The following is a 22,475-nucleotide window of genomic DNA, read 5'->3' as shown; positions in this document are numbered from 1 at the left end:
AAGAAGGTAGGGCAGTAATGATATAGCTGAATCTATCTAGATTGATAGGAATTAGATTAAAAAGTCACTTCAGGTCTTTTATATGCGAGTTCGAGAATAGCGTTAGGTAACATTTTGGTTTTAGTTTCTCTGTTTTAATTTTGTTTCGTGAGTGTTGCATTCTAAGGTGTAATTACAAAAACAGGGTATGAGTAGAGAGACGAATTAATCAGTATATATTATTTAATGACCGTGATTTATTTAGGTAGAACAGGGTCTAATACAAATTTGATAAGTAATTTAATAAGATGGCTAATGTTACGAGTGTCGTTTTTATATAATGAGCAGTGTGTAATATTTTAATTCAGCTGAGTCACTTGGTATCTAATTGTCCTATGTGGTGCTTTATACTTAATTATTTTAATTTAATAGATTATTATAATAAATATATTACTTTCACTGGAGTATTATTCCAGTAAAAGTGACGATGATACTTTTTGATGGAAAGGGGTTCGAGTAAAAAAACAACAAAAAAGTTGGCAGTAACGACAAGATTAAAACGATTATTTTTTATAATGCATTGATTATAAATTGTTTTTTTAAACTTCACCCATGGTCCCGAGGGGCGTATTGACTCAGTAGAGGATAATCCTTAGATTCAGCGGCAGTTTGGTTCGGGATAGTTCTTACGGAAAAGAATTTTGTTTTCCTGTTGGCTTATTCCACGGGAGTGGTTCCCGCAAGAGCTAAATAAAAATGGACAGACATAAGGCTATGTCGAATAACACTGTTATGCATTTGAGTGCATTAATTAAAAAAGGAAGATTTATATGAAAAAGAACCTGATTGTTGTTGCAGTATTGGCTTCTTCTGCGTTTGGTATGTCTGCATTTGCCGCTGATGGTCAAGTGAACTTCAACGGTGAAATCATCGATCAAGCTTGTGAAGTGGTTAATAGCCCAGCCAGCCCATTGGATGTGCAACTGGGTAAAGTAGCGAAATCTGCTTTCATTCAGGCAGGTGACACTGCTGCACCAACCAAGTTCACCTTGGCATTGCAAAACTGCCCAGACACCGTAACCAGCGCCCGTGTGAAGTTTGACGGTGTGTCTGTTAATGGTGACAACAGCATTTTGGCATTGACTCAGGATGCAGGCGTGGCGACCGGTGTCGGTATCCAACTGTCTGACGATGACAATACCGTGCTGCCACTGTTCACAGCGTCCAAGCTTTATACCTTGCAGTCCGGTACTGACGTTGTAAACAACCTGAACTTCGTAGCGCGTTATATCTCTACTTCAGCCAATGTCACTGCAGGTCCGGCGAATTCTACTGCCAACTTCACAGTGAACTACAACTAAGTTTTTACCTACCTGAAAGTGGGGTCGGTGCTGAAATCACTGGCCGACGGCGTCATTGTCGGCCTTTTTTCACAGAGTAGACGTTTTACCCTTTCTCTCAATTTTGGAGTTTTTTATGAAAGTTATTCCTATGACGCTGTTGGCGACCCTGTTAGTCGGCGCTAGTGCGGCCCAAGCCGGTGTCGTTATTGGCGGTACGCGCCTGATTTATGACGGCGCTAAAAAGGAGTCTTCACTGAGCGTCAATAACCCGGACAAGGTGCCCTACCTTATCCAGACTTGGGTAGAGACCACCACCGGTGGCGCTGAGAAAGCCCCCTTTATGGTGACACCGCCGCTGTTCCGTTTGGACGGTGGGCAAGAGAACGTACTACGTGTGGTGCGTGCGGGCGGCAGTTTGCCGTCGGATAAAGAGTCTCTGTACTGGATGAACATCAAGTCCATTCCGTCAGCCCATAAGGACGCGAACAAGAACACCCTGCAGATTGCGGTAAAAACCCGCATCAAGCTGATTTACCGTCCGCAGGGGCTGAAGGGGGTACCGGAAGAGCAGACCGAGAAGCTGAGCTGGACACGCAGTGGTAATACTCTGCAGGTCACCAACCCAACGGCATTCTACATGAACTTCCAAGAAGTGAAGGTTGCAGGGAAAGATATCCCAGATGTGACTTATGTGGCTCCGGGCACTACCGCGAGCTTTGCTCTGCCGACCGGAGTGAGTGGCAACAGCGTGAGCTGGAAGCTGATCAGTGATTACGGCGGCATGGGGGATGCCCACACCAAATCCTTGTAATGCAAAAGGAAAACTACACAGCGACAGTATGGGGTAAGACACAGGATTGTCGGCTCACTCTGCAGGTAATGGGGTAAAACGGATGAATAACCATAATAGTCTGGACAGGCAAAAGTCTTTGCCACGTGTCGGTCGGCTGGCATATTTGATTGCTGCGCAACTGTCGTTGTGGGGTGGTGCCTTTGAGACACAGGCGCGTGAGTATTTTAACCCGGCGTTGCTGGAAATCGACAACCCGCATCAGGGCAGTACCGACCTGACGGTGTTTGAAGACGGCGCTTCGCAGGCACCGGGCACCTACCGGGTTGATGTTTACCTGAATAATGAACAGCTGGACACCCGTGATGTGGCTTTCAACCTACAAAAGGGTGCAGACGGTAAAGACAGCTTGCAGCCGTGCCTGACGGTAGCGCAGTTGAATGAGATGGGCGTTAAGACCGACCTGTTCCCGGCGCTGGGTGATGCCAAGGCGCAGTGCGCCACCCTCAGTGCTATTCCGCAGGCCAGTGCCGAGTTCCGCTTCAGTGCCCAGCAGTTGCTGCTGAGTATTCCGCAGGCGGCGATGTCGCAACAGGCACGCGGCTACGTACCGGAAAGTCAGTGGGACAACGGTATCTCAGCTTTGCTACTCAACTACAACCTGAGCGGCTCCAACACCTCGGCGCGGAACAGCAACAGCAGTGACAGCAACAGCCAGTATGCCAACCTGCGCCCGGGTATCAACATCGGGCCGTGGCGACTGCGCAACTACACTACCTGGAACCGTGACAGCAATGGTCAGGACAAGTGGGATACGGTCTACACCTACGCGGCGCGTGACATCGTGTCGCTGAAAAGCCAGTTGGTGTTGGGTGACAACAGTTCTCCAAGTGATGTGTTCGACAGCGTCCCGTTCCGTGGGGCACAACTGGCCTCTGACGACGACATGATACCGGACAGCCTTAAAGGCTACGCACCGGTGGTGCGTGGGATTGCCCGCACCAATGCGCAGGTGATTATCCGCCAGAACGGTTATGTGATTTACCAGAGCTATGTGTCGCCGGGGGCATTTGAGATTAACGACATGTTCCCGACCGGGGGCAGTGGTGACTTGTATGTGACGATAAAAGAAGCTGATGGCAGCGAACAGCAGTTGGTGGTGCCGTTTGCTTCCCTACCAGTATTGCAGCGTGAAGGCCAATTGAAATACTCGCTGACCAGCGGGCAATACCGTTCGTATGACAGCAGTGTCGACAAAACACCCTTCACGCAAGGTACAGCGATTTACGGTCTTCCGCGCGGCTTTACCGCTTACGGCGGTGGCCAATTTGCCAGCAAGTACCAGTCGTTGGCGCTGGGGATCGGTAAGAACCTCGGTGACTTCGGGGCAATTTCCACCGACGTGACGCAGGCGTGGTCAACCATGGATGAGCGGGCAAAAGAGAACGGCCAGTCATTGCGTATCCGCTACAGCAAAAACATCGTGCAGACCGGCACCAATTTTGCCATTGCCGGTTATCGCTACTCGACTGATGGCTATTACAGCCTGCAGGAGGTGTTGGACACTTACCGTGAACAGAGTTACCAACCGTCTAATGAGCGTCGCCGTAACCGCAGCGAACTGACTATGAGTCAGAACCTGTGGAAGTTGACTGGCAGCCTATCTCTGAGCTGGATGAGTGAGGATTACTGGAACAGTGACCGCACCATGCGTTCTATCGGCGCCGGGTATAATAACAGTTGGAATGGTATCAGCTACGGGCTGAACTACAGCTACAACACGAACGCCACCGTTAGCAGCAGTAATGGCGGCGGTAGTGGCAAGGTCTATAACCGTGACCAGGTGTTTGCTTTCAACCTCAGCATCCCGCTCAACCGGTTCCTGGGTAATACCTACGCGACGTATAACCTGAACACCAGCAAACAAGGCGGCACCACTAACACCGTGGGCCTGAACGGCACGGCCTTAGCGGACAACAACCTGAGCTGGAGTGCGCAGGAAGGCTATGGCAGTAAAGGAGTAGGTAATAGCGGTACCCTGAACGCGGATTACCGTGGCACCTATGCCGAAGTGAACGCCGGCTATGCCTATGACCAGAACAATCAGCGGGTGAACTATGGCCTGCAGGGCGGGATTGTGGCGCATCAGGACGGCATTACCTTTGGCCAACCGTTGGGTGAAACCATCGCGCTGGTGAAAGCGCCGGGCGCAAGCGGTATCGGTATCAGCAACCAGACCGGGGTGAAGACCGACTGGCGGGGTTACGCCATCGTGCCGTACAGCACGCCGTACCGCCGGAATCTGGTGCAACTGAATACCGAGACTTTACCGGACGATGTCGATCTGACGCAGACCACCCAGAAAGTGGTGCCAACCCGTGGTGCCGTTGTTAGAGCTAACTTTATCGCCAGCGTCGGCCAGCGTGTGCTGATGACACTACTACGACAAGATGGTGCGCCAATCCCATTCGGCGCCACGGTCAGCGATCCGGCTCAAACCACGGCACAAGGCTTTATCGTCGGCGATAACGGTCAGGTGTATTTAACCGGACTGGCAGACAGCGGCAGCCTGAATGTGAAATGGGGTAATGCGGAAGACCAACAGTGTCAGGTGAATTATACCCTAGAGAAACAGACAACAGAGAACACGGGCGTTCAGACAATGAACGGGCAGTGTTTATAAGCGAGGTGATAATAATGGCAAAGTTTATACAAAATAAAAGATGGCACCTGGCGGTATTATTATTAACGGTGTTTGGATATAGCGGCTTAGTGAAGGCTAATTGTCCTGATGGAGGTGCTAGAACGTCGACAGCCACATTTGGTTCAGTTTTAGCCCAGCGTGATTCTCCTATTGGTACTGTCCTTGCAACAGTTGCAGTAGGTTCTTCATATACTTCCGCCACTGGGACTTGTACGATATATGCACTGATGAACTATGGTACTTTGGTTGGACAATATAATTCAAATAATGTTTACAGCACAAATATAGATGGAGTTGGTATTAGAGGTACTGGGGGGGTTGGGAACATGACCTTTGCGATCCCAGCAACTTCATATACAGGCTCAGGTTATTTTCCAACCGGCACATCGACATTTTATTTGATAAAAACGGGCCCTATTACTTCTGGAGATTTGGAACAAAAATTATTAGGAACAATCTCTTTTGGCTCAAATAAAGCGGGTATAATTAACATGGGAGTGGGTAGTGTGACCCAAGTCGCCTGCTCAATCACCACCCCAGTTATCCAAGTCCCCTTAGATGATGTCCATAATTTCGGTGACGGTTTAAGTGGTGTAGGGACAACCGCTAAGCCAAAAATATTTAATGTGGGATTGGAGTGTGACACTGGGGCGCGAGTTAACGTGATGATGACTGGTACTAAAAATACCGACACCAGCACCGCCGGGGTCTTGCAGTTGACCGATGCTGGCTCAGCAGGGGTCGCTACCGGAATGGGTATTCAAATCCTATATAACAATACGCCGTTAACGCTGAATAATAATATTGTGCTGAAAACATCAGCGGGTGGGCAAGAATTGCTTCCCTTTACCGCTAGATATTTCCAAACCCGTAGCCCTATTGGTGTTGGCGAAGCGAATGCTAGCGCGACATTGAATATAACATACCAATGATGCTGTTTTGATTATTAAACAAGGAACAAGGAAAGTTAACGTTCCACTCTTGATGGTAATTTTAAGGAAATAATATGGATATCTTATTCAAAAAAATCTCACTGGCCTGTTTGCTGTGCTCGTTTTCTAATCTGGTTTTTGCTGATCCGATCGCAGTTAATATCACCGGGCGTGTAATTGCAGCCCCTTGTGAGCTGGATACCGCATCATCAACATTAAATGTTGATTTGGGGCAATCTATTCAGGATTTCTCGTTGGCCACGGCTAATAGTTCTTCCACGGAGAAAGTGATTACCTTGAAGTTAATCAACTGCCCAACCGGCATGAGAACAGCAATAGCCTCATTTTCTGGCGAGATCTATCCAGGTTCGACTAACGTATTTAACAATACAGGAACTGCGAGCAATGTGGGCGTGCAAGTGAAAGATGAGCCGGTAACTTGGTCGAATGCTGTATTGCCAAGCGGGGGATCAACCATATCTCGTTCGGTGTCGAACTCACAGGCGTTGTTTACGCTTAGAACTCGTGCGTTTACACCTACTGGTAAAGTGATGGCGGGGACTATTTCTACGGTTATGAATGTGACATTCACCTACCAATGATGTCAGGACGTCGTGGTTGCGTGGCGTAGGAGAAACAAATTCAATGAAAATCCACAAGATCAATTTATGCATGCTGGCTTTATTGGGTGGGCTCCTGAACGCGGGTGTCAGAGCCTCGGAAGTGAATATCTCAGGGGTTGTTATTGCAGCTCCTTGCATCGTCGATACCAGCTCGGTTAGTCAGACGGTGGATTTCGGTCAATTACGTCGTGCTGATCTAAAAGCCGTAGGTGCGGCTTCGGAATGGCAACCGTTTCAGGTCAAACTGATCAAGTGTCCGGTAACAACAACGTATGCCACCGCCACCTTTAGCGGTACACCGTTTACCGATGATCCAACGCTGTACCGCAACGCTGGCAGCGCGGAAGGCGTAGCGGTGCAGGTGGTACAGGCCGCCGACAAAACCAAAGTGCAGGGTAACGGCAGTAGCATGACGGTGACTATCGATGCCCAGCGCAACGCCATTTATGCGCTTGCCGGACGGGTGATTAGGCCGGCAGCAGACACTGTAGTTCCGGGCACGGTCAGCAGCGTAGTACAGATGAGTTTTACCTATCAGTAATAAATAGCCCAAGGTGTTGCGGAGAATGAGAAGGACACTTTATAGCCTTTATCTTCCAAGTTGCTTCGGTGTTGGCTGTGGTTGTAAATATGCGAGGATGCAATGTGAAATACAAAATGTTACTTAACCTGATCATCGTCATTGCATCAGTTATGTTTATGAGCAAAAGCGCAATGGCATATTGCACTAGCTCTCCGGCAACACCAATGACTCAAAGTCTAAGTAGTATTGCTGTGCCAAGCTCTTTAGCATTGGGTGCCGATATACCTGGTTCAGAGAGAAATTTCACTTTTACCGGAAATTGTCAAGGTAGTCCAAGTACTAAAAATATACCTATAATAGCCTGCTATTATGGTTCGGGTTCTGAAATATCCGGGTACCCTGGTGTTTATGCAACGGGTGTTTCTGGAATTGGCATTGCTATAAAAAATACTAGTGGGAATAGGGTTCCTGGAGCTGGCGGGAGTTGCGATACCCGGAATACACCGCTAGGTATCGTATCAAATGATGCATCGTTAACATTCTCTTACTCTGTGACTCTATCTTTAGTTAAAGTATCTAACACTATTGGTTCAGGATCGTTAGCACAGGCACAAACCAAGTTTGGTATGGGAGTATATAATACAGGGGCTGGCATCGGTGGCGTGGATAACACTTTAGCTTATTCTGGTAATGTAGTCTATAAAGCTGTTACATGCTCAGTAAGTAGTAATATACCCGTTAACTTGGGTAGTATAGCAGCCATTAATTTTACAGGAGTGGGTTCCACAGCCGAAAATCAAAGTTTTAATATACCCGTTAGTTGTAATAACACTGTCAATGTCAGCATGCTAATGAGTGCAGCAAATTATGCTTCGGCAAGTAATGGTGTGATTGGCATAACAAATACCACAGGGAGTGCTGCTGGGGTTGGTGTGCAAATTCTACATGATAATAAACCAGTTGTTTTTGACCGATATTTTCCGGTTGGAAGTATTTCCTCCGCAGGAAATACACTGAGCGTCCCCTTTGTCGCAAGATATTACCAAACTTCTAATAATATTTTGTCAGGCACAGCAAATGCTGTAGCTACAGTAACCATGGCATATCAATAATTAATTATCGTTGTTATTACAATATGGTTTCTAACACACTCAAGGATATAGGTGGGTTTTCATACCGGAGTACATCATTAAACACAGGGAGTTATTTATGAGAAAATATATGTAACATTTTTTATTAGCTTCACTGGCCTTGGCTGCGGGCAGTGTCATTGATTATTATGCTAAATATTAAATACAGTCGATACTTGAAAATAGGCGTAGCCATTGTTATGGGATTATGGGGGCAGTACAGACAGAGTATTGCAATTGACCAATGCCGGTGCAGAGAATGTCGCGAAAGGGGTAGGAGTTCAAATTCTTTATGATAATACGCCCTTAGCATTGAATAGTAATATTTTTCTAAAAACATCTACGGGTGGTCAGGAGCAACTTCCTTTTGTCGCTCAATATTACCAGACTAAAAACCCAGTCACCACGGGGACAGCTAATGCCACCATGACATTGAATTTAACTTATCAATAAGGTGTGATGGACGCCGCTTCCTAACGTGTCAATGCCATACTTGCACCTCCATTTTTCGCTAACCCGGCGATAACACTATTTCCCTTATTCCATTATGGAACTAATCATGCTTTTTCGTCATTTCAGGGGCTAAATTCCAACCCGTATAGTCACCGTATCTTTCGGTTATATGTGAAAAGGCTGCTGTGGACTATCTACCAATATTTGCCGACCTAAATCTACGCCCGGTGTTAGTCGTAGGTGGTGGAGAAGTGGCTGCGCGCAAGGTTTCCCTGTTACTGCGTGCTGGGGCGGAAATACGGATAGTTGCGCGCACTCTCTCACCAGAGCTTGAACAATTTCACCAGCAACAAACTATTCACTGGCTGGGGCAGGAGTTTTCCCCGTCGCAGTTGGATGAAGTGTTTTTGGTGATCGCCGCTACCGATGATGCTGCGCTAAATGCCGCGGTTTATGCCGAAGCGGATAAGCGCCGAGTATTGGCTAACGTGGTGGATGATCAACCCAACTGTTCATTTATCTTCCCGTCGATAATTGATCGCTCGCCGTTAGTGGTCGCGGTTTCCTCCAGTGGGCAAGCGCCAGTGCTGGCGCGTCTGCTGCGTGAAAAGCTGGAAGCACTATTACCTGCCAGTTTGGGTGAAATGGCTCAGGTTGCAGGCCGTTGGCGTGGGCGGGTGAAACAACAATTATCTTCCATCGCGGCTCGTCGTCGCTTTTGGGAGCATACCTTCTCCGGTCGTTTCGCAACCTTGGTAGCCAACGAGCAAAGTGCGCAGGCCGAGCGGCAATTGGAGCAAGATCTCAACACTTTTGCTCAAGGTAATGAAAGTCAGCAAGGTGAAATTGCCTTGGTGGGCGCAGGACCGGGTGATGTGGGCTTGCTGACGCTACGCGCGTTGCAGGTGATGCAACAGGCGGATGTGGTGCTGTATGACCACTTGGTCAGCGATGAAATTCTGGATCTGGTGCGCCGTGATGCTGAACGTATCTGCGTGGGCAAACGTGCGGGTGCACATCTGGTGATTCAGGAAGAAACCAACCGCTTGCTGGTGGAGTTAGCACAGCAGGGTAAACGAGTGGTGCGGTTGAAAGGCGGCGACCCGTTTATTTTCGGCCGTGGCGGTGAGGAGTTACAGGTGGCAGCAGCGGCAGGTATTCCTTTCCAAGTGGTGCCGGGCGTGACGGCCGCCGCAGGGGCGACGGCTTACGCTGGTATCCCGCTGACCCATCGCGACCACGCGCAAAGCGTGACTTTTATTACTGGCCACTGCCGCCCGGATGGGGATGGTGTGGATTGGGTAGATCTGGCTCGTGCGCGGCAAACGCTGGCGATTTATATGGGCACCATGAAAGCGGCGGATATCAGCCAACGGTTGATTGCTCACGGTCGTGCGGCCAGTACGCCAGTCGCGGTGATTAGTCGCGGTACCAGAGCCGATCAGCAGGTACAAATTGGTACGTTGGAACAGTTAGAACAATTGGCGCAGCAGGCACCATTGCCAGCGTTGCTGGTGATTGGCGAAGTAGTGGAATTACACCGTCAAATTGCTTGGTTTGGGCAGCACGGGTTTAGACAACAAGCGGAAGGGCAATCGCGCCCGGCCGTGGTGAATTTGGCTTAAAGGATCTGTTATGGACGAGAAACGACTCACTCATTTGCGGCAATTGGAGGCGGAGAGTATCCATATCATCCGTGAAGTTGCGGCTGAATTTGCTAACCCGGTGATGATGTACTCCATCGGTAAAGACTCTTCGGTAATGTTGCATCTGGCGCGTAAAGCGTTCTTCCCCGGCACATTACCGTTCCCGCTGTTACATGTGGATACTGGCTGGAAATTCCGCGAGATGTACGAGTTTCGCGACCGCACGGCTAAAGAATATGGCTTCGAACTGCTGGTACATAAAAACCCAGAAGGGGTAGCGATGGGGATTAATCCATTCGTACACGGCAGCGCTAAACATACCGACATCATGAAAACCGAAGGGTTGAAGCAAGCGCTGAACAAATACGGTTTTGACGCCGCTTTCGGTGGCGCACGCCGTGATGAAGAGAAGTCTCGTGCTAAAGAGCGTATTTACTCGTTCCGCGATCGTTTCCATCGTTGGGATCCGAAAAACCAGCGCCCAGAGCTGTGGCACAACTATAACGGTCAGATCAATAAGGGGGAAAGCATCCGCGTGTTCCCGTTGTCGAACTGGACTGAACTGGATATTTGGCAATATATCTTCTTGGAAAAAATCGACATCGTGCCGTTGTATTTGGCGAAACCGCGTCCAGTGGTGGAGCGTGATGGCGCCTTGCTGATGGTGGATGATGATCGTATCGATCTACAACCGGGTGAAATGATCAGCCAACGGATGGTGCGTTTCCGTACCCTCGGCTGCTGGCCGTTGACCGGGGCGGTGGCGTCTTCGGCACAGACGTTGCCGGAGATCATCGAAGAGATGCTGATCTCCACCACCAGTGAGCGTCAGGGGCGGATGATCGATCGCGACCAATCTGGCTCGATGGAGCTGAAAAAGCGTCAAGGGTATTTCTAAGGAGCCGGCAGAATGAGCACTTTATTTTCTCAAAATCAGGTTATTGCCCAACAAATCGCTGAACAAGGCGGAGTAGAAGCCTATCTACACGCCCAGCAACACAAAAGCCTGCTGCGTTTCCTAACCTGTGGCAGCGTCGACGACGGTAAAAGCACCTTGATCGGCCGGTTGCTGCACGATACCCGTCAGATCTACGAAGATCAGCTCTCAACGCTGCATACTGACAGCAAGCGTATCGGCACCCAAGGTGAGAAACTCGATTTGGCGCTGTTGGTCGATGGCTTACAGGCTGAGCGTGAGCAGGGCATCACCATCGATGTGGCGTATCGCTATTTTTCGACGGAAAAGCGTAAATTTATCATTGCCGACACGCCGGGACATGAGCAGTACACCCGTAATATGGCGACCGGAGCTTCTACCTGCGACTTGGCGATCCTGCTGATCGATGCGCGTAAGGGCGTGCTGGATCAAACCCGTCGCCATAGTTTTATTGCCACCTTGCTGGGCATTCGTCATCTGGTGGTGGCGGTGAACAAGATGGATTTGGTGGATTACAGTGAAGAGGTTTTCGAGCAATTTAAACAGGATTATCTGACTTTTGCTCAGCAGTTGCCGAGTGATTTGAACATCAAATTCGTCCCGCTGTCGGCGCTAGATGGTGACAACGTGGCGAGCGAAAGCGCCCGTATGCCGTGGTACAGCGGCCCAACGTTGCTGGAAGTTTTAGAGTCGGTTGATGTGATTAGCGATCGCGAGAGCCAGCCGTTGCGCTTCCCGGTGCAATACGTCAACCGACCGAACCTCGATTTCCGTGGTTATGCGGGAACACTATCTGCTGGTGTGGTACGTGTCGGGCAACGGGTGAAAGTGTTGCCCTCTGGCGTGACCTCAACCGTGGCGCGGATTGTTACCTTTGACGGCGATTTACAAGAAGCCACACCGGGTGAGGCGATCACGCTGGTGTTGAAAGATGAAGTCGATATTAGTCGTGGCGATCTGTTGGTAGATGCAGCGGAAGATTTGCAAGCGGCACAAAGCGCGCTGGTGGACGTGGTGTGGATGGCGGAACAGCCGCTGTTACCGGGGCAGAGTTACGACATCAAAATCGCCGGTAAGAAAACCCGTGCGCGGGTGGAAAGTATTCGTCATCAGGTCGATATCAATTCATTGGCACTGCATCCGGCAGCCGCGTTGCCGCTGAATGGTATCGGATTGGTGGAGCTGACCTTTGATGAACCATTAGTGTTGGATAGCTACCACAGTAACCACGATACCGGTGGACTGATCGTTATCGATCGGCTGAGCAATGTCACCGTGGGGGCGGGTTTGGTACGTGAAACTTTACAGGAATCCGTGACGACCAGTGAGTTCAGTGCTTTTGAATTGGAATTGAACGCGCTGGTTCGTAAGCACTTCCCGCATTGGGGTGCTCGCGATCTGCTTGGGGGCAATTAAGGTGAGTGCAGCCCTGCAACAGCCTACCGGGCCAGAAGATGAAAACGTTGTTTGGCATCCACATGCGGTGACGCGAGGGGATCGTGAAGCGCGTAACGGCCATCAGGGTGTGGTGCTGTGGTTTACCGGGTTTTCTGGCTCGGGTAAATCCACGATCGCCGGAGCGCTGGAACAAGCGCTCCATGCTCTGGGAGTCAGCACCTATTTGCTGGATGGCGACAATGTGCGTCATGGCTTATGTCGCGATCTAGGTTTTTCTGACGACGACCGGCGCGAGAATATTCGCCGAGTAGGTGAAGTCGCCAAACTGATGGTGGATGCCGGATTAGTGGTGCTGACTGCGTTTATCTCACCACATCGCGCCGAACGGCAGATGGTGCGTGAATTGCTGGATGAAGGGCGTTTTGTCGAGGTGTTCGTTGACACGCCACTGGCGATTTGCGAAGCGCGCGATCCGAAAGGTTTGTACAAAAAAGCGCGTGCTGGTGAGCTGCGTAACTTCACTGGAATCGACGCGGTTTATCAGGCTCCGGAACAACCTGATGTGCATCTGGATGGCGAACAATTGGTAACAAATTTGGTTGCGCAATTGTTAGACGTGCTGCGTGGTGAGGCTATTATCAAATCCTGAATTCGAAAAAGCGTGTGGCGTTTGGGTCATGCGCTTTTTGCTCTAAAGCAGCCGAGATGCAGGATTAATTATGCAAAATGTCTCACCAGTATTGATTGATAGCACATCAGAAAAAGACGAACCTTCTTATGCCTTCCTCGGTGGCATCAGTGGTTTTGCTTTCTACTGGTTGGCGTTTGCCGTGCCTTTCTTGGTTTATGGATCTAATACGCTGTTTTTCCTGTTATATACCTGGCCGTTCTTCTTGGCATTGATGCCGGTTTCAGTACTGATTGGCATTGCTTTTAGTATGATGTTGCGTGGTCATCTGATCCTGACGTTGTTGCTCACCGGCGTTGTTGTGCTCAGCCTGTTCTGGCTGGTGTTTAGTTTCCTCAGCGGTTGGTAAAAAGACGGGCGCATGATGCGCCCGAAAGATTGCAAATCGGTAACGAGCGTTACAAGACTTTGCTTAGAAATGCCTGTGTACGAGGATTGCTGGGGGCGCTGAAAATCTGCTGCGGTGTTCCTTGTTCCTGAATAATGCCCTGATCGATAAACAGCACGCGATCGGCGACTTCTCTGGCAAAACCCATCTCGTGTGTTACCACCACCATCGTCATGCCTTCGTGCGCTAACGATTTCATGACCGCTAACACTTCGCCGACTAATTCTGGATCGAGCGCTGAGGTCGGTTCATCAAACAACATGATTTTCGGTTCCATGGCCAAAGCGCGGGCGATCGCCACCCGTTGTTGCTGACCGCCGGACAGACTGCTGGGATAGGCGTCAATCTTGTCCAGCAAACCAACCTTATTCAACAACGCCTCGGCGCGCAGTGTGGCATCGGCGCGTGAGAGTTTTTTCACATCCCTCGGTGCCATGATGATGTTGTCCAACACGGTCATATGCGGGAACAGGTTGAAGCGTTGAAACACCATGCCGACGCTTTCACGCATTTTGTTGAGATCGGTTTTCTGATCGTGAATGGCAAAGTCGTTAACGACGATCTCACCGCCAGACAACGTTTCCAATGCGTTGATACAGCGCAAAAAGGTGCTTTTACCTGAGCCTGATGGGCCGATCACACACACCACTTCGTTTGGGGCAACCTCACAGGAGATGCCGCGCAACACGTGGGCTTCGCCAAATTGTTTTTGTAGGTTATGTACGCGAATCACTTTTCCCGAACCTCTTTTCCAGATGTTGTACCAGCAGCGAAAGCAGGAAGGTTAGAACCCAATACACCAGCGAAATAGTCAGGTAGGGTTCCCAATAGGTGGCATAGGCACCGGAAACGGTACGCGCGGCATATGCCAGATCTGCCAAACCGATGGCTGAAGCCAGAGATGAATCTTTGACGATGGCGATGGCGTTGTTACCCAGCGGTGGCAACATGCGGCGAAATGCTTGTGGCAAAATGACTTTGCGCATGGTTTTGCCGTAGCTCATGCCCAGCGAACGTGAAGCTTCCATCTGACCGCGATCGATAGATTGAATACCGGCACGGAAGATTTCTGAGACATAAGCCCCAGCGTTCAGGGTGATCGCGACCACGCAAGAAAGGAATGCGCCGTAATCGGAACGTAACGCACGGGCGAAATCACTGCTCATAATGCCGCTGGTGACGAGCAAACCATCACGTGGGTTGATAAACAGCGGTACCAGCGCGAAGTGAACCACCATGATCTGAACAAACAGCGGTGTGCCACGGAAAGCGCTGATATAGATACGTACCGGCCATTGCACGAAGTAGTGCAGGAGAGGTTTCCAGATGCCGTGTGGCGCTTGCGCCAGTCGACCTAACCCGAGGATCAAACCCCAGGTGGTACCTAGTAGCACACAGATAATGGTGCATTTGATGGTCATCCAAGCGCCTTCCATAAACAGCGGGGCGTATTCTTGGATAATCTCCCAACGGAAATTCAAGATTCGTTCCTTCTTTGAGTTGATTTCGGCTACTGCGCGTCGTCATGCCGGGATTGGGCAGTGCTCGCCATCCTCATGGACTACGTGTCCATTCCGGTGGCAGTGCGCTGTCCGCACCCGGCCTGACTTAGCTCGCTACGCCGGTTTGTTGCAAGAGCCGCGGATTATTCAGCGGGTAGCGTTGGTACGTTGGTGTCGAACCAGCTTTGGTAGATTTTGGCGTAAGTCCCGTCGGCGACGATTTTCTTCAGGCCAGCGTTGATTTTGTTGCGTAATTCTTCGTTACCCTTGGCGACCGCGATACCGAAGTATTGGCGTTCAAATTTGGTGTCAGAAACCAATTTGAATTCTTTATCTGGGTGGGTTTTGATGTAGAACTTGGCAACGCCCACATCACCGACTGCGGCGCTGATGCCATCTTCATACAACTCTTGTAGCATTAATGGCGTGTTATCAAAGCGTTTGATCGAAGTATTGTTTTTACCCAATACGTCGGAAACCACGATGTCACCGGTGCTGGAGTTAACCACGCCCACTTTCAGTGTTTTCAGTGCGGCGATGGAATCCACTTTGGAATCTTTTGGCACCACAATTGCCTGCTCTGCTGGGAAATAAGGTGATGAGAAATCAACCATTTGTTTACGTTTGTCGGTAATGGTGATGCCAGAAATAATAATGTCGCGATCACCGGAGTTCAGGGTGGCAAAGATGCCTTCCCACGGTGTATTAACCAGCTTAACTTGGAAACCTTCAGCCTTGGCGACGGCTTTGATAATGTCGATATCAAAACCTTCCAGTTCTTTTTTGCTGTTTTCGAATTCGAACGGACGATAAGTGCCGCCAGAGCCAACGACATAGGTTGGTTCGGCTGAAAATGCAGGCGCTGAAAGCGCGGTGGCCAAACAGGCGCCAATCAGGACTAAGCGTTTTAACATGGACGATCCCCGGTAGAGTTAATGGTTATATATTGGATTTATTTATGCACTTTATTTGCATAAAAATAATCTCTTGTGAATATAAATACAACCAATACCTGATGATTGGAATATTAATGGTGATAAATATTCAAATTTAAGACGAAGCTGGTGAATGGCTCGGTACAATGGGCTAGTGAGTGGTTTTTCTTGCTGCATAGTTTAGAGATAAAGGCAAAGAGCTTCATTTTCGAGCAAAACAAAGGGAAATTATGATTAGTGCTCTGAATCTGACGCTGAAAAGTTATTCATGGAGTGGAGTCGAAAGAAAAGTTGTGGGATGATTGGGCGGTTTTTCAGGGGGCAGAGATGGGCAAACTTACGCTGCTATTACTGGCGTTGCTCGGTTGGTTACAGTATTCGCTGTGGCTGGGCAAAAATGGTATTCACGATTATGTGCGGGTCAATGATGACGTTGCGGTCCAACAGGGCAACAATGCGAAATTGAAAGCACGTAACGATCAGTTGTTCGCTGAGATTGACGATTTGAACGGTGGTCAGGAAGCGATCGAAGAGCGTGCGCGCAATGAACTGGGTATGATCAAACCCGGTGAGACTTTCTATCGCCTGGTTCCTGACCAATCCAGACGCAACGCCGCGTCTTCCGCGCAAAATAACGCACAAAAATAACGCATGAATCACTCCGCAGGTTTCCTTCCACCGGTGATTGCTGTCCTGCCCGCTGCCGGTATCGGCAGCCGTATGCAGGCCGATTGCCCAAAGCAATATCTTCGCATCGGCGATCAAACTATCCTTGAACACGCGATCCACGCTTTATTGCGTCATCCACGTGTGACTCAGGCGATTGTGGCGATCAGCCCTGACGATCGCCAATTCCAGACCTTACCGATTGCTCAAGACTCTCGCGTTCGCGTCACTATCGGTGGGCAGCAACGTGCAGACTCCGTACTGGCTGGGCTACAACTGGTGGGTGATGCCGATTGGGTATTAGTCCATGACGCTGCGCGCCCCTGCTTGCATGAAGACGATCTCGACCGTTTGTTAGCGATCACCGAACATAGCAAAGTGGGCGGCATTCTGGCGGCCCCAGTACGTGACACCATGAAGCGCGGCGAAGTGGGGCGTAGCGCGATCGCTCATACCGTTGAACGTGAAGATCTCTGGCACGCTCTGACCCCTCAACTCTTCCCGCTGGAATTGCTTAAACTGTGTTTACAGCGAGCGCTGGATGAAGGTGCCACGGTGACGGACGAGGCTTCGGCCTTGGAGCATTGCGGCTACCATCCCCTGTTGATTAACGGACGTTCGGACAATATTAAAGTGACGCGGCCAGAGGATTTGACGCTGGCGGCGTTTTATTTAACTCAATTGAATAAATAGGAGTGCGCATAATGCGTATCGGTCACGGTTTTGATGTTCATAAATTTGGTGGCGAAGGGCCACTGGTGATCGGCGGTGTGCGTATCCCGTATGAGCAAGGGCTATTGGCGCATTCCGACGGTGATGTGGCGCTCCACGCCGCTACCGATGCCTTGTTGGGTGCTGCCGCACTGGGCGACATCGGTAAACTGTTCCCGGATACCGATCCGGCATTTAAAGGTGCCGATAGCCGCGAACTGCTGCGCGAAGCGTGGAAACGTATCCGTGCTAAAGGCTATCGCCTCGGTAATTTAGACGTCACGATTATTGCTCAAGCCCCTAAAATGGCTCCGCATATTCCCCAAATGCGCGTTTTCCTAGCGGAAGATCTGCAATGCCATATGGATGACGTGAACGTAAAAGCCACTACCACCGAGAAGCTCGGTTTCACCGGGCGTGGCGAGGGGATTGCTTGCGAAGCGGTTGCCTTGTTAATCAAGGAATAAACCGATGGATATGTCCAAATTAAGTTGGTTGCATGGTCAACCCGTCAGCCGTGGCGTGTTAAAAGCCAACCCAGAAGATTTTGTGGTGGTTGAAGACCTCGGTTTTTCTCCTGATGGTGAAGGTGAGCACGTACTGGTTAACGTTCGTAAGAACGGTTGTAACACTCAGTTTGTGGCGGATTATCTGGCGCGTTTCGCCGGTATTCACGCTCGCTCCGTCAGTTACGCGGGTTTGAAAGATCGTCATGCGGTCACCGAACAGTGGTTCTGCCTGCATTTACCGGGTAAAGAAACGCCTAATTTCACTCAGTTCCAACTTGAAGGTTGTGAAGTGCTGCAAGTGGCGCGTCATTTGCGCAAACTGCGTATTGGCACCTTGAAAGGTAACGCTTTTACCTTGGTGTTACGCCATATCAGCGATCGTCAGGATGTCGAACAGCGCTTGCAGGCGATTGCCGAACAGGGCGTACCGAACTATTTCGGCAGTCAGCGCTTTGGTCGTGGTGGTAATAATCTGGTGATGGCTCGTCGTTGGGCGAATGATGAAATCCGCGTCAAAGAGCGTAGCAAGCGGAGTTTCTACCTTTCTGCCAGCCGTAGTGCTTTGTTTAATCTGGTTGCCAGCCAACGTTTGGCTAATCAGCAGCAACGTACTGTTTTGACGGGGGATGCCTTGCAGTTGGCGGGGCGCGGCAGTTGGTTTGTTGCCAAACCGGATGAATTAGAAACGTTGCAGCAGCGCTTGGATTCCGGTGAGTTGTTAGTCACGGCACCGTTGCCAGGTGATGGTGAACCGGGCACTGCCGAAGACGTTTTAGCGTTTGAGCAGAATTGTTTGGCCGAACAACCAGAACTGTTGGCGTTGTTAAAGCGCGAGCGTGTTGAGCCAGCTCGCCGTGCCGTACTGTTGCAACCGCAAAATATGCAGTGGAACTGGTGGGATGATGTCACCGTTGAGCTACGCTTCTGGTTGCCAGCCGGTAGTTTTGCTACCAGCGTGGTACGTGAAATCATGCAGCAGGATGATAATAATGCGGATATTGCTGAGTAACGATGACGGTGTGACCGCGCCGGGTATTCAGGTATTGGCGGCGGCGCTAAGAGAATTCGCTGAGGTGCAAGTTGTTGCACCCGATCGTAATCGCAGTGGTTCCTCCAACGCATTGACGTTGGAATCGCCATTGCGCACGCTGACGATGCCGAACGGTGATATTGCCGTTCAGCACGGCACACCGACTGATTGCGTTTATCTGGGCGTGAATGCGCTGATGCATCCCGCGCCGGATATCGTGGTTTCTGGGATCAATGCTGGCCCAAATCTGGGCGATGATGTGATTTATTCCGGCACCGTGGCGGCGGCAATGGAAGGGCGCCATCTTGGCTTCCCTGCTTTGGCCGTTTCGCTTAATGGCTATCAGCACTATGAAACGGCAGCGGTAATCACTTGTCGTTTATTACGAGCGTTGCAACAAGAGCCCTTACGCACCGGTAAGATCCTGAACATCAATGTACCGGATTTACCATTAGATCAGATCAAAGGGCTGCGTGTGACGCGCTGTGGTAGCCGTCATCCGGCTGATAAAGTATTTTGTCAGCAAGATCCTCGTGGGCAAAACCTCTATTGGATTGGGCCGCCGGGTGATAAATTCGATGCGGGCCCAGATACCGATTTTGCTGCCGTTGAACAGGGCTATGTGGCGATTACCCCGCTACAGGTGGATTTAACCGCTTATGCCGCGCAGGACGTGGTAAAAACATGGTTAGCCAAAACAGAGGTTAGCGGTGAATGGTAAATAAGCGTATGCAAACATTGCTGGCACAATTGCGCCAACAGGGCATTCAAGACGAGGCGCTGCTACGAGCTATCGAAGCGGTGCCGCGTGAACGCTTTGTTGACGAGGCGTTGGCGCATAAATCTTATGAAAACACCGCGTTACCGATTGGTTCTGGGCAAACAATCTCCCAACCTTATATGGTAGCGCGAATGACCGAATTGCTGAACTTGACGCCCACCTCAAGGGTATTGGAAATCGGCACTGGTTCTGGTTATCAAACCGCAATTTTGGCGCATTTGGTACAGCATGTTTGTTCGGTCGAACGGATTAAAGGGCTGCAATGGCAGGCTAAACGCCGCTTAAAGCAGCTTGATTTGCACAATGTATCAACCCGTCACGGTGATGGTTGGCAAGGTTGGGCTTCGCGTGGTCCATTCGACGCTATTATTGTTACCGCTGCGCCACAGGAGATCCCACAGGCTTTGATGGAGCAGTTGGATGATGGTGGGATTTTGGTACTGCCGGTGGGTGATCAGGCGCAGATCCTGAAACGTATTCAGCGGCACGGTAACGAATTCACTATAGATGCGGTCGAAGCGGTACGGTTTGTGCCTTTAGTGAAAGGTGAACTGGCTTGAGTGTGAATCTGACATTAAATAAGCTTTTTACGTTTCAATAAGACTAATTTTCAATACAATTGGCTGCCTTGCACATCAATACTAAGATAACGCCTAGCGCTTATCGGTGCTGCAAAGGGTATTTTGGAATTATTGCTGTTATGGGGGAAGCATGAGTACGGGAAGCCCAATGATGACTTTACGCCGAGTAATGGTGTGCACACTGGTGAGTTTGTGGTTGGCGGGATGTACCAATGATGGTTCAACCTCGGCACCTATTAGCAGCGTTAATGGTGGTGGTGGCGAATCGGCACCTGCAATGGGCAACGCTGGCGCGAATGTTGGTTCTCAAGGACGCATCGTTTATAACCGCAGTTATGAAGCGATCCCTAAAGGAAGCTACAGCGGCAGTACTTACACTGTGAAACGGGGTGATACATTATTTTACATTGCCTGGATTACCGGCAGCGATTTCCGCGATCTAGCGCAGCGCAATAATATCCCCGAGCCATATAGCCTAAATGTTGGCCAAACCATTCAAATTGGTAGTAATTCTGGTGGCAGTAACGGCGGAATGCTGGCGGCAACCGACGCTACCAGTGGCGGTGTACCTCAGCCTCCTTCAAGCTCTCAGATACAGACAACAGCGGTTGATTCTCAATCAACTAGCGCGTATTCTGACAAACAGGGTAAACAGAATGTAGGAAAAATGTTACCCGCATCGGGAGCAGTTGTGGCAGGATCGGCCGCGGCACCCATTACTGCGCCAGCAACAACTCCTCCTGTGAGTAGCGCTGCCAGTAATGATTCCCCAGTCAGTAGCTGGAGATGGCCAACCGATGGCAAGGTAATTGATAACTTTTCCTCATCAGAAGGTGGGAATAAAGGTGTCGATATCGCTGGCTCTCGTGGGCAACCTATTATCGCGACCGCCGATGGACGTGTCGTGTATGCAGGCAACGCTTTACGGGGCTACGGTAATCTAATCATCATCAAACACAATGATGATTACTTGAGCGCCTACGCTCATAACGACACCATGCTGGTCCGGGAACAACAAGAAGTTAAAGCAGGACAAAAAATAGCAACAATGGGAAGCACCGGGACCAGTTCAGTACGTTTGCATTTTGAAATTCGTTACAAGGGGAAATCCGTAAATCCGCTGCGTTATCTTCCGCAGCGATAGATTGGGCAGGGTACGCTGTATCCTGCTCGCGGTATCACGGGTAGGAGCAACAGCTTATGAGCCAAAATACGCTGAAAGTTAACGAGTTACATGATGATGCGGATTTCGACGAAAATGGCACGGAAGCTGAGTCTGAATCATTTGATGAAAAAGCGCTGGTAGAAGAAGAAGCCAGCGAGGATTTAGCTGATGAAGAGCTGTTGTCCCAAGGCGTGAGCCAACGGGTATTGGATGCAACGCAACTCTATCTGGGAGAGATCGGCTATTCCCCTTTGTTAACCGCAGAGGAAGAAGTTTACTTTGCACGGCGTGCGCTACGGGGAGATGTTCCCTCTCGCCGTCGCATGATCGAAAGTAACTTGCGGTTAGTGGTAAAAATTGCTCGCCGCTACAGTAATCGCGGTTTAGCCCTGCTGGATCTGATCGAAGAGGGTAACCTCGGCTTGATCCGTGCAGTGGAGAAATTCGATCCAGAACGCGGTTTCCGTTTTTCTACCTATGCGACTTGGTGGATTCGCCAGACGATTGAACGGGCAATTATGAACCAAACCCGTACCATTCGTTTACCAATCCATATTGTCAAAGAACTGAATGTCTACCTGCGTACCGCGCGTGAGCTTTCTCACAAGCTGGATCATGAGCCAAGTGCCGAAGAGATTGCGGAGCAACTCGACAGGCCGGTTGATGATGTGACTCGTATGCTGCGCCTGAACGAACGTATCACTTCGGTGGATACGCCGCTCGGCGGAGATTCTGAGAAAGCGCTGCTGGATATTCTGGCTGACGAGAAAGAAAATGGACCAGAAGACACCACACAAGACGATGATATGAAACAAAGTATCGTCAAGTGGTTGTTTGAACTGAATGCTAAACAGCGTGAAGTGTTAGCACGTCGTTTCGGTCTGTTGGGTTATGAAGCGGCAACGCTGGAAGATGTCGGTCGTGAAATTGGTTTGACCCGTGAACGAGTCCGCCAAATTCAAGTTGAAGGCTTACGTCGTCTGCGTGAAATTCTGCAAATGCAGGGCCTGAGTATTGAGGCACTGTTCCGCGAATAACATGGTTATCTGAACAAATAAAAA

General features: G+C 50.0%; 24 protein-coding genes. 21 read left to right on the top strand and 3 right to left on the bottom strand.

Features of this window, described 5'->3' with window-relative positions:
• Positions 1 to 809: 809 nt before the first annotated feature.
• The 13 genes from AC3ISQ_RS18050 to AC3ISQ_RS17990 all read left to right on the top strand — a co-directional run bounded on the left by AC3ISQ_RS18050 (position 810) and on the right by AC3ISQ_RS17990 (position 13,495).
• Positions 810 to 1,340 carry a fimbrial protein gene (locus AC3ISQ_RS18050; protein WP_489348721.1) on the top strand — a complete coding sequence of 177 codons (531 nt, stop codon included), beginning with the start codon at positions 810 to 812 and terminating at the stop codon, positions 1,338 to 1,340.
• A 115-nt stretch (positions 1,341 to 1,455) separates the two neighbouring features.
• Positions 1,456 to 2,133, top strand: a complete 678-nt coding sequence (locus tag AC3ISQ_RS18045; protein ID WP_489348720.1) for a fimbrial biogenesis chaperone — start codon at positions 1,456 to 1,458, stop codon at positions 2,131 to 2,133.
• Positions 2,134 to 2,215: 82 nt separating this feature from the next.
• Entirely contained in the window at positions 2,216 to 4,795 is a 2,580-nt protein-coding gene (locus tag AC3ISQ_RS18040; RefSeq protein ID WP_489348718.1) for a fimbria/pilus outer membrane usher protein, read from the top strand.
• Positions 4,796 to 4,809: 14 nt separating this feature from the next.
• Positions 4,810 to 5,748 carry a fimbrial protein gene (locus tag AC3ISQ_RS18035; protein ID WP_489348717.1) on the top strand — a complete coding sequence of 313 codons (939 nt, stop codon included), beginning with the start codon at positions 4,810 to 4,812 and terminating at the stop codon, positions 5,746 to 5,748.
• A gap of 74 nt (positions 5,749 to 5,822) precedes the next feature.
• Positions 5,823 to 6,350, top strand: coding sequence for a fimbrial protein (locus tag AC3ISQ_RS18030; protein ID WP_489348715.1), 528 nt, complete (start codon positions 5,823 to 5,825; stop codon positions 6,348 to 6,350).
• A gap of 43 nt (positions 6,351 to 6,393) precedes the next feature.
• The gene (locus AC3ISQ_RS18025; protein WP_489348713.1) at positions 6,394 to 6,912 is read left to right on the top strand and encodes a fimbrial protein; all 519 of its coding nucleotides are present in this window, start codon (positions 6,394 to 6,396) and stop codon (positions 6,910 to 6,912) included.
• A 104-nt stretch (positions 6,913 to 7,016) separates the two neighbouring features.
• A complete protein-coding gene (locus tag AC3ISQ_RS18020) occupies positions 7,017 to 8,006 on the top strand; it encodes a fimbrial protein (RefSeq protein WP_489348711.1) in 990 nt (329 codons plus the stop codon).
• 213 nt (positions 8,007 to 8,219) lie between these two features.
• Complete coding sequence (locus AC3ISQ_RS18015) at positions 8,220 to 8,477, top strand: fimbrial protein (protein ID WP_489348710.1); 258 nt, start codon at positions 8,220 to 8,222, stop codon at positions 8,475 to 8,477.
• A gap of 185 nt (positions 8,478 to 8,662) precedes the next feature.
• Positions 8,663 to 10,102 (top strand): siroheme synthase CysG, encoded by a 1,440-nt coding sequence (gene cysG / locus AC3ISQ_RS18010; protein ID WP_489348708.1) that lies wholly within the window; start codon positions 8,663 to 8,665, stop codon positions 10,100 to 10,102.
• A 10-nt stretch (positions 10,103 to 10,112) separates the two neighbouring features.
• Complete coding sequence (cysD, locus tag AC3ISQ_RS18005) at positions 10,113 to 11,021, top strand: sulfate adenylyltransferase subunit CysD (protein WP_489348706.1); 909 nt, start codon at positions 10,113 to 10,115, stop codon at positions 11,019 to 11,021.
• 12 nt (positions 11,022 to 11,033) lie between these two features.
• Positions 11,034 to 12,476 carry a sulfate adenylyltransferase subunit CysN gene (cysN, locus tag AC3ISQ_RS18000; RefSeq protein WP_489348704.1) on the top strand — a complete coding sequence of 481 codons (1,443 nt, stop codon included), beginning with the start codon at positions 11,034 to 11,036 and terminating at the stop codon, positions 12,474 to 12,476.
• A gap of 1 nt (position 12,477) precedes the next feature.
• Positions 12,478 to 13,107 carry an adenylyl-sulfate kinase gene (cysC, locus tag AC3ISQ_RS17995; RefSeq protein WP_489348702.1) on the top strand — a complete coding sequence of 210 codons (630 nt, stop codon included), beginning with the start codon at positions 12,478 to 12,480 and terminating at the stop codon, positions 13,105 to 13,107.
• A 70-nt stretch (positions 13,108 to 13,177) separates the two neighbouring features.
• Positions 13,178 to 13,495: a DUF3561 family protein gene (locus AC3ISQ_RS17990; protein ID WP_489348701.1), complete on the top strand. Its 318-nt coding sequence runs from the start codon at positions 13,178 to 13,180 to the stop codon at positions 13,493 to 13,495.
• A gap of 49 nt (positions 13,496 to 13,544) precedes the next feature.
• On the opposite strand, the gene AC3ISQ_RS17985 is transcribed toward AC3ISQ_RS17990, so the two are convergent.
• The 3 genes from AC3ISQ_RS17985 to AC3ISQ_RS17975 form a co-directional block, all read right to left on the bottom strand.
• Positions 13,545 to 14,267: an amino acid ABC transporter ATP-binding protein gene (locus tag AC3ISQ_RS17985; RefSeq protein ID WP_489348699.1), complete on the bottom strand. Its 723-nt coding sequence runs from the start codon at positions 14,265 to 14,267 to the stop codon at positions 13,545 to 13,547.
• Positions 14,251 to 15,018 (bottom strand): amino acid ABC transporter permease, encoded by a 768-nt coding sequence (locus AC3ISQ_RS17980; protein WP_489353365.1) that lies wholly within the window; start codon positions 15,016 to 15,018, stop codon positions 14,251 to 14,253. The genes AC3ISQ_RS17985 and AC3ISQ_RS17980 overlap by 17 nt, the downstream gene beginning before the upstream one ends.
• 161 nt (positions 15,019 to 15,179) lie before the next feature.
• Positions 15,180 to 15,950, bottom strand: coding sequence for a basic amino acid ABC transporter substrate-binding protein (locus AC3ISQ_RS17975; RefSeq protein WP_489348697.1), 771 nt, complete (start codon positions 15,948 to 15,950; stop codon positions 15,180 to 15,182).
• 348 nt (positions 15,951 to 16,298) lie between these two features.
• Between AC3ISQ_RS17975 and ftsB the strand changes: the two genes are divergently transcribed.
• The 8 genes from ftsB (at position 16,299) to rpoS (ending at position 22,451) form a co-directional block, all read left to right on the top strand.
• Positions 16,299 to 16,619 (top strand): cell division protein FtsB, encoded by a 321-nt coding sequence (ftsB, locus tag AC3ISQ_RS17970; protein WP_489348695.1) that lies wholly within the window; start codon positions 16,299 to 16,301, stop codon positions 16,617 to 16,619.
• Between the two features lie 3 nt (positions 16,620 to 16,622).
• The gene (gene ispD / locus AC3ISQ_RS17965) at positions 16,623 to 17,330 is read left to right on the top strand and encodes a 2-C-methyl-D-erythritol 4-phosphate cytidylyltransferase (RefSeq protein ID WP_489348694.1); all 708 of its coding nucleotides are present in this window, start codon (positions 16,623 to 16,625) and stop codon (positions 17,328 to 17,330) included.
• An 11-nt stretch (positions 17,331 to 17,341) separates the two neighbouring features.
• Complete coding sequence (ispF, locus tag AC3ISQ_RS17960) at positions 17,342 to 17,815, top strand: 2-C-methyl-D-erythritol 2,4-cyclodiphosphate synthase (RefSeq protein WP_489348692.1); 474 nt, start codon at positions 17,342 to 17,344, stop codon at positions 17,813 to 17,815.
• A 4-nt stretch (positions 17,816 to 17,819) separates the two neighbouring features.
• Positions 17,820 to 18,866: a tRNA pseudouridine(13) synthase TruD gene (gene truD / locus AC3ISQ_RS17955; protein ID WP_489348690.1), complete on the top strand. Its 1,047-nt coding sequence runs from the start codon at positions 17,820 to 17,822 to the stop codon at positions 18,864 to 18,866.
• Positions 18,847 to 19,608, top strand: a complete 762-nt coding sequence (gene surE, locus AC3ISQ_RS17950) for a 5'/3'-nucleotidase SurE (protein WP_489348688.1) — start codon at positions 18,847 to 18,849, stop codon at positions 19,606 to 19,608. Before truD ends, surE begins: the two co-directional genes overlap by 20 nt.
• Positions 19,602 to 20,228: a protein-L-isoaspartate(D-aspartate) O-methyltransferase gene (locus AC3ISQ_RS17945; protein WP_489348686.1), complete on the top strand. Its 627-nt coding sequence runs from the start codon at positions 19,602 to 19,604 to the stop codon at positions 20,226 to 20,228. Before surE ends, AC3ISQ_RS17945 begins: the two co-directional genes overlap by 7 nt.
• 169 nt (positions 20,229 to 20,397) lie before the next feature.
• The gene (nlpD, locus tag AC3ISQ_RS17940; RefSeq protein ID WP_489348684.1) at positions 20,398 to 21,393 is read left to right on the top strand and encodes a murein hydrolase activator NlpD; all 996 of its coding nucleotides are present in this window, start codon (positions 20,398 to 20,400) and stop codon (positions 21,391 to 21,393) included.
• A 56-nt stretch (positions 21,394 to 21,449) separates the two neighbouring features.
• Entirely contained in the window at positions 21,450 to 22,451 is a 1,002-nt protein-coding gene (gene rpoS / locus AC3ISQ_RS17935; protein WP_489348682.1) for an RNA polymerase sigma factor RpoS, read from the top strand.
• Positions 22,452 to 22,475 lie beyond the last annotated feature (24 nt).

It is taken from the genome of Serratia sp. KH_031 (assembly GCF_057839655.1).
The sequence above is the reverse complement of the archived record's forward strand: the minus strand, read 5'-3'. Positions and strand labels throughout refer to the sequence as shown.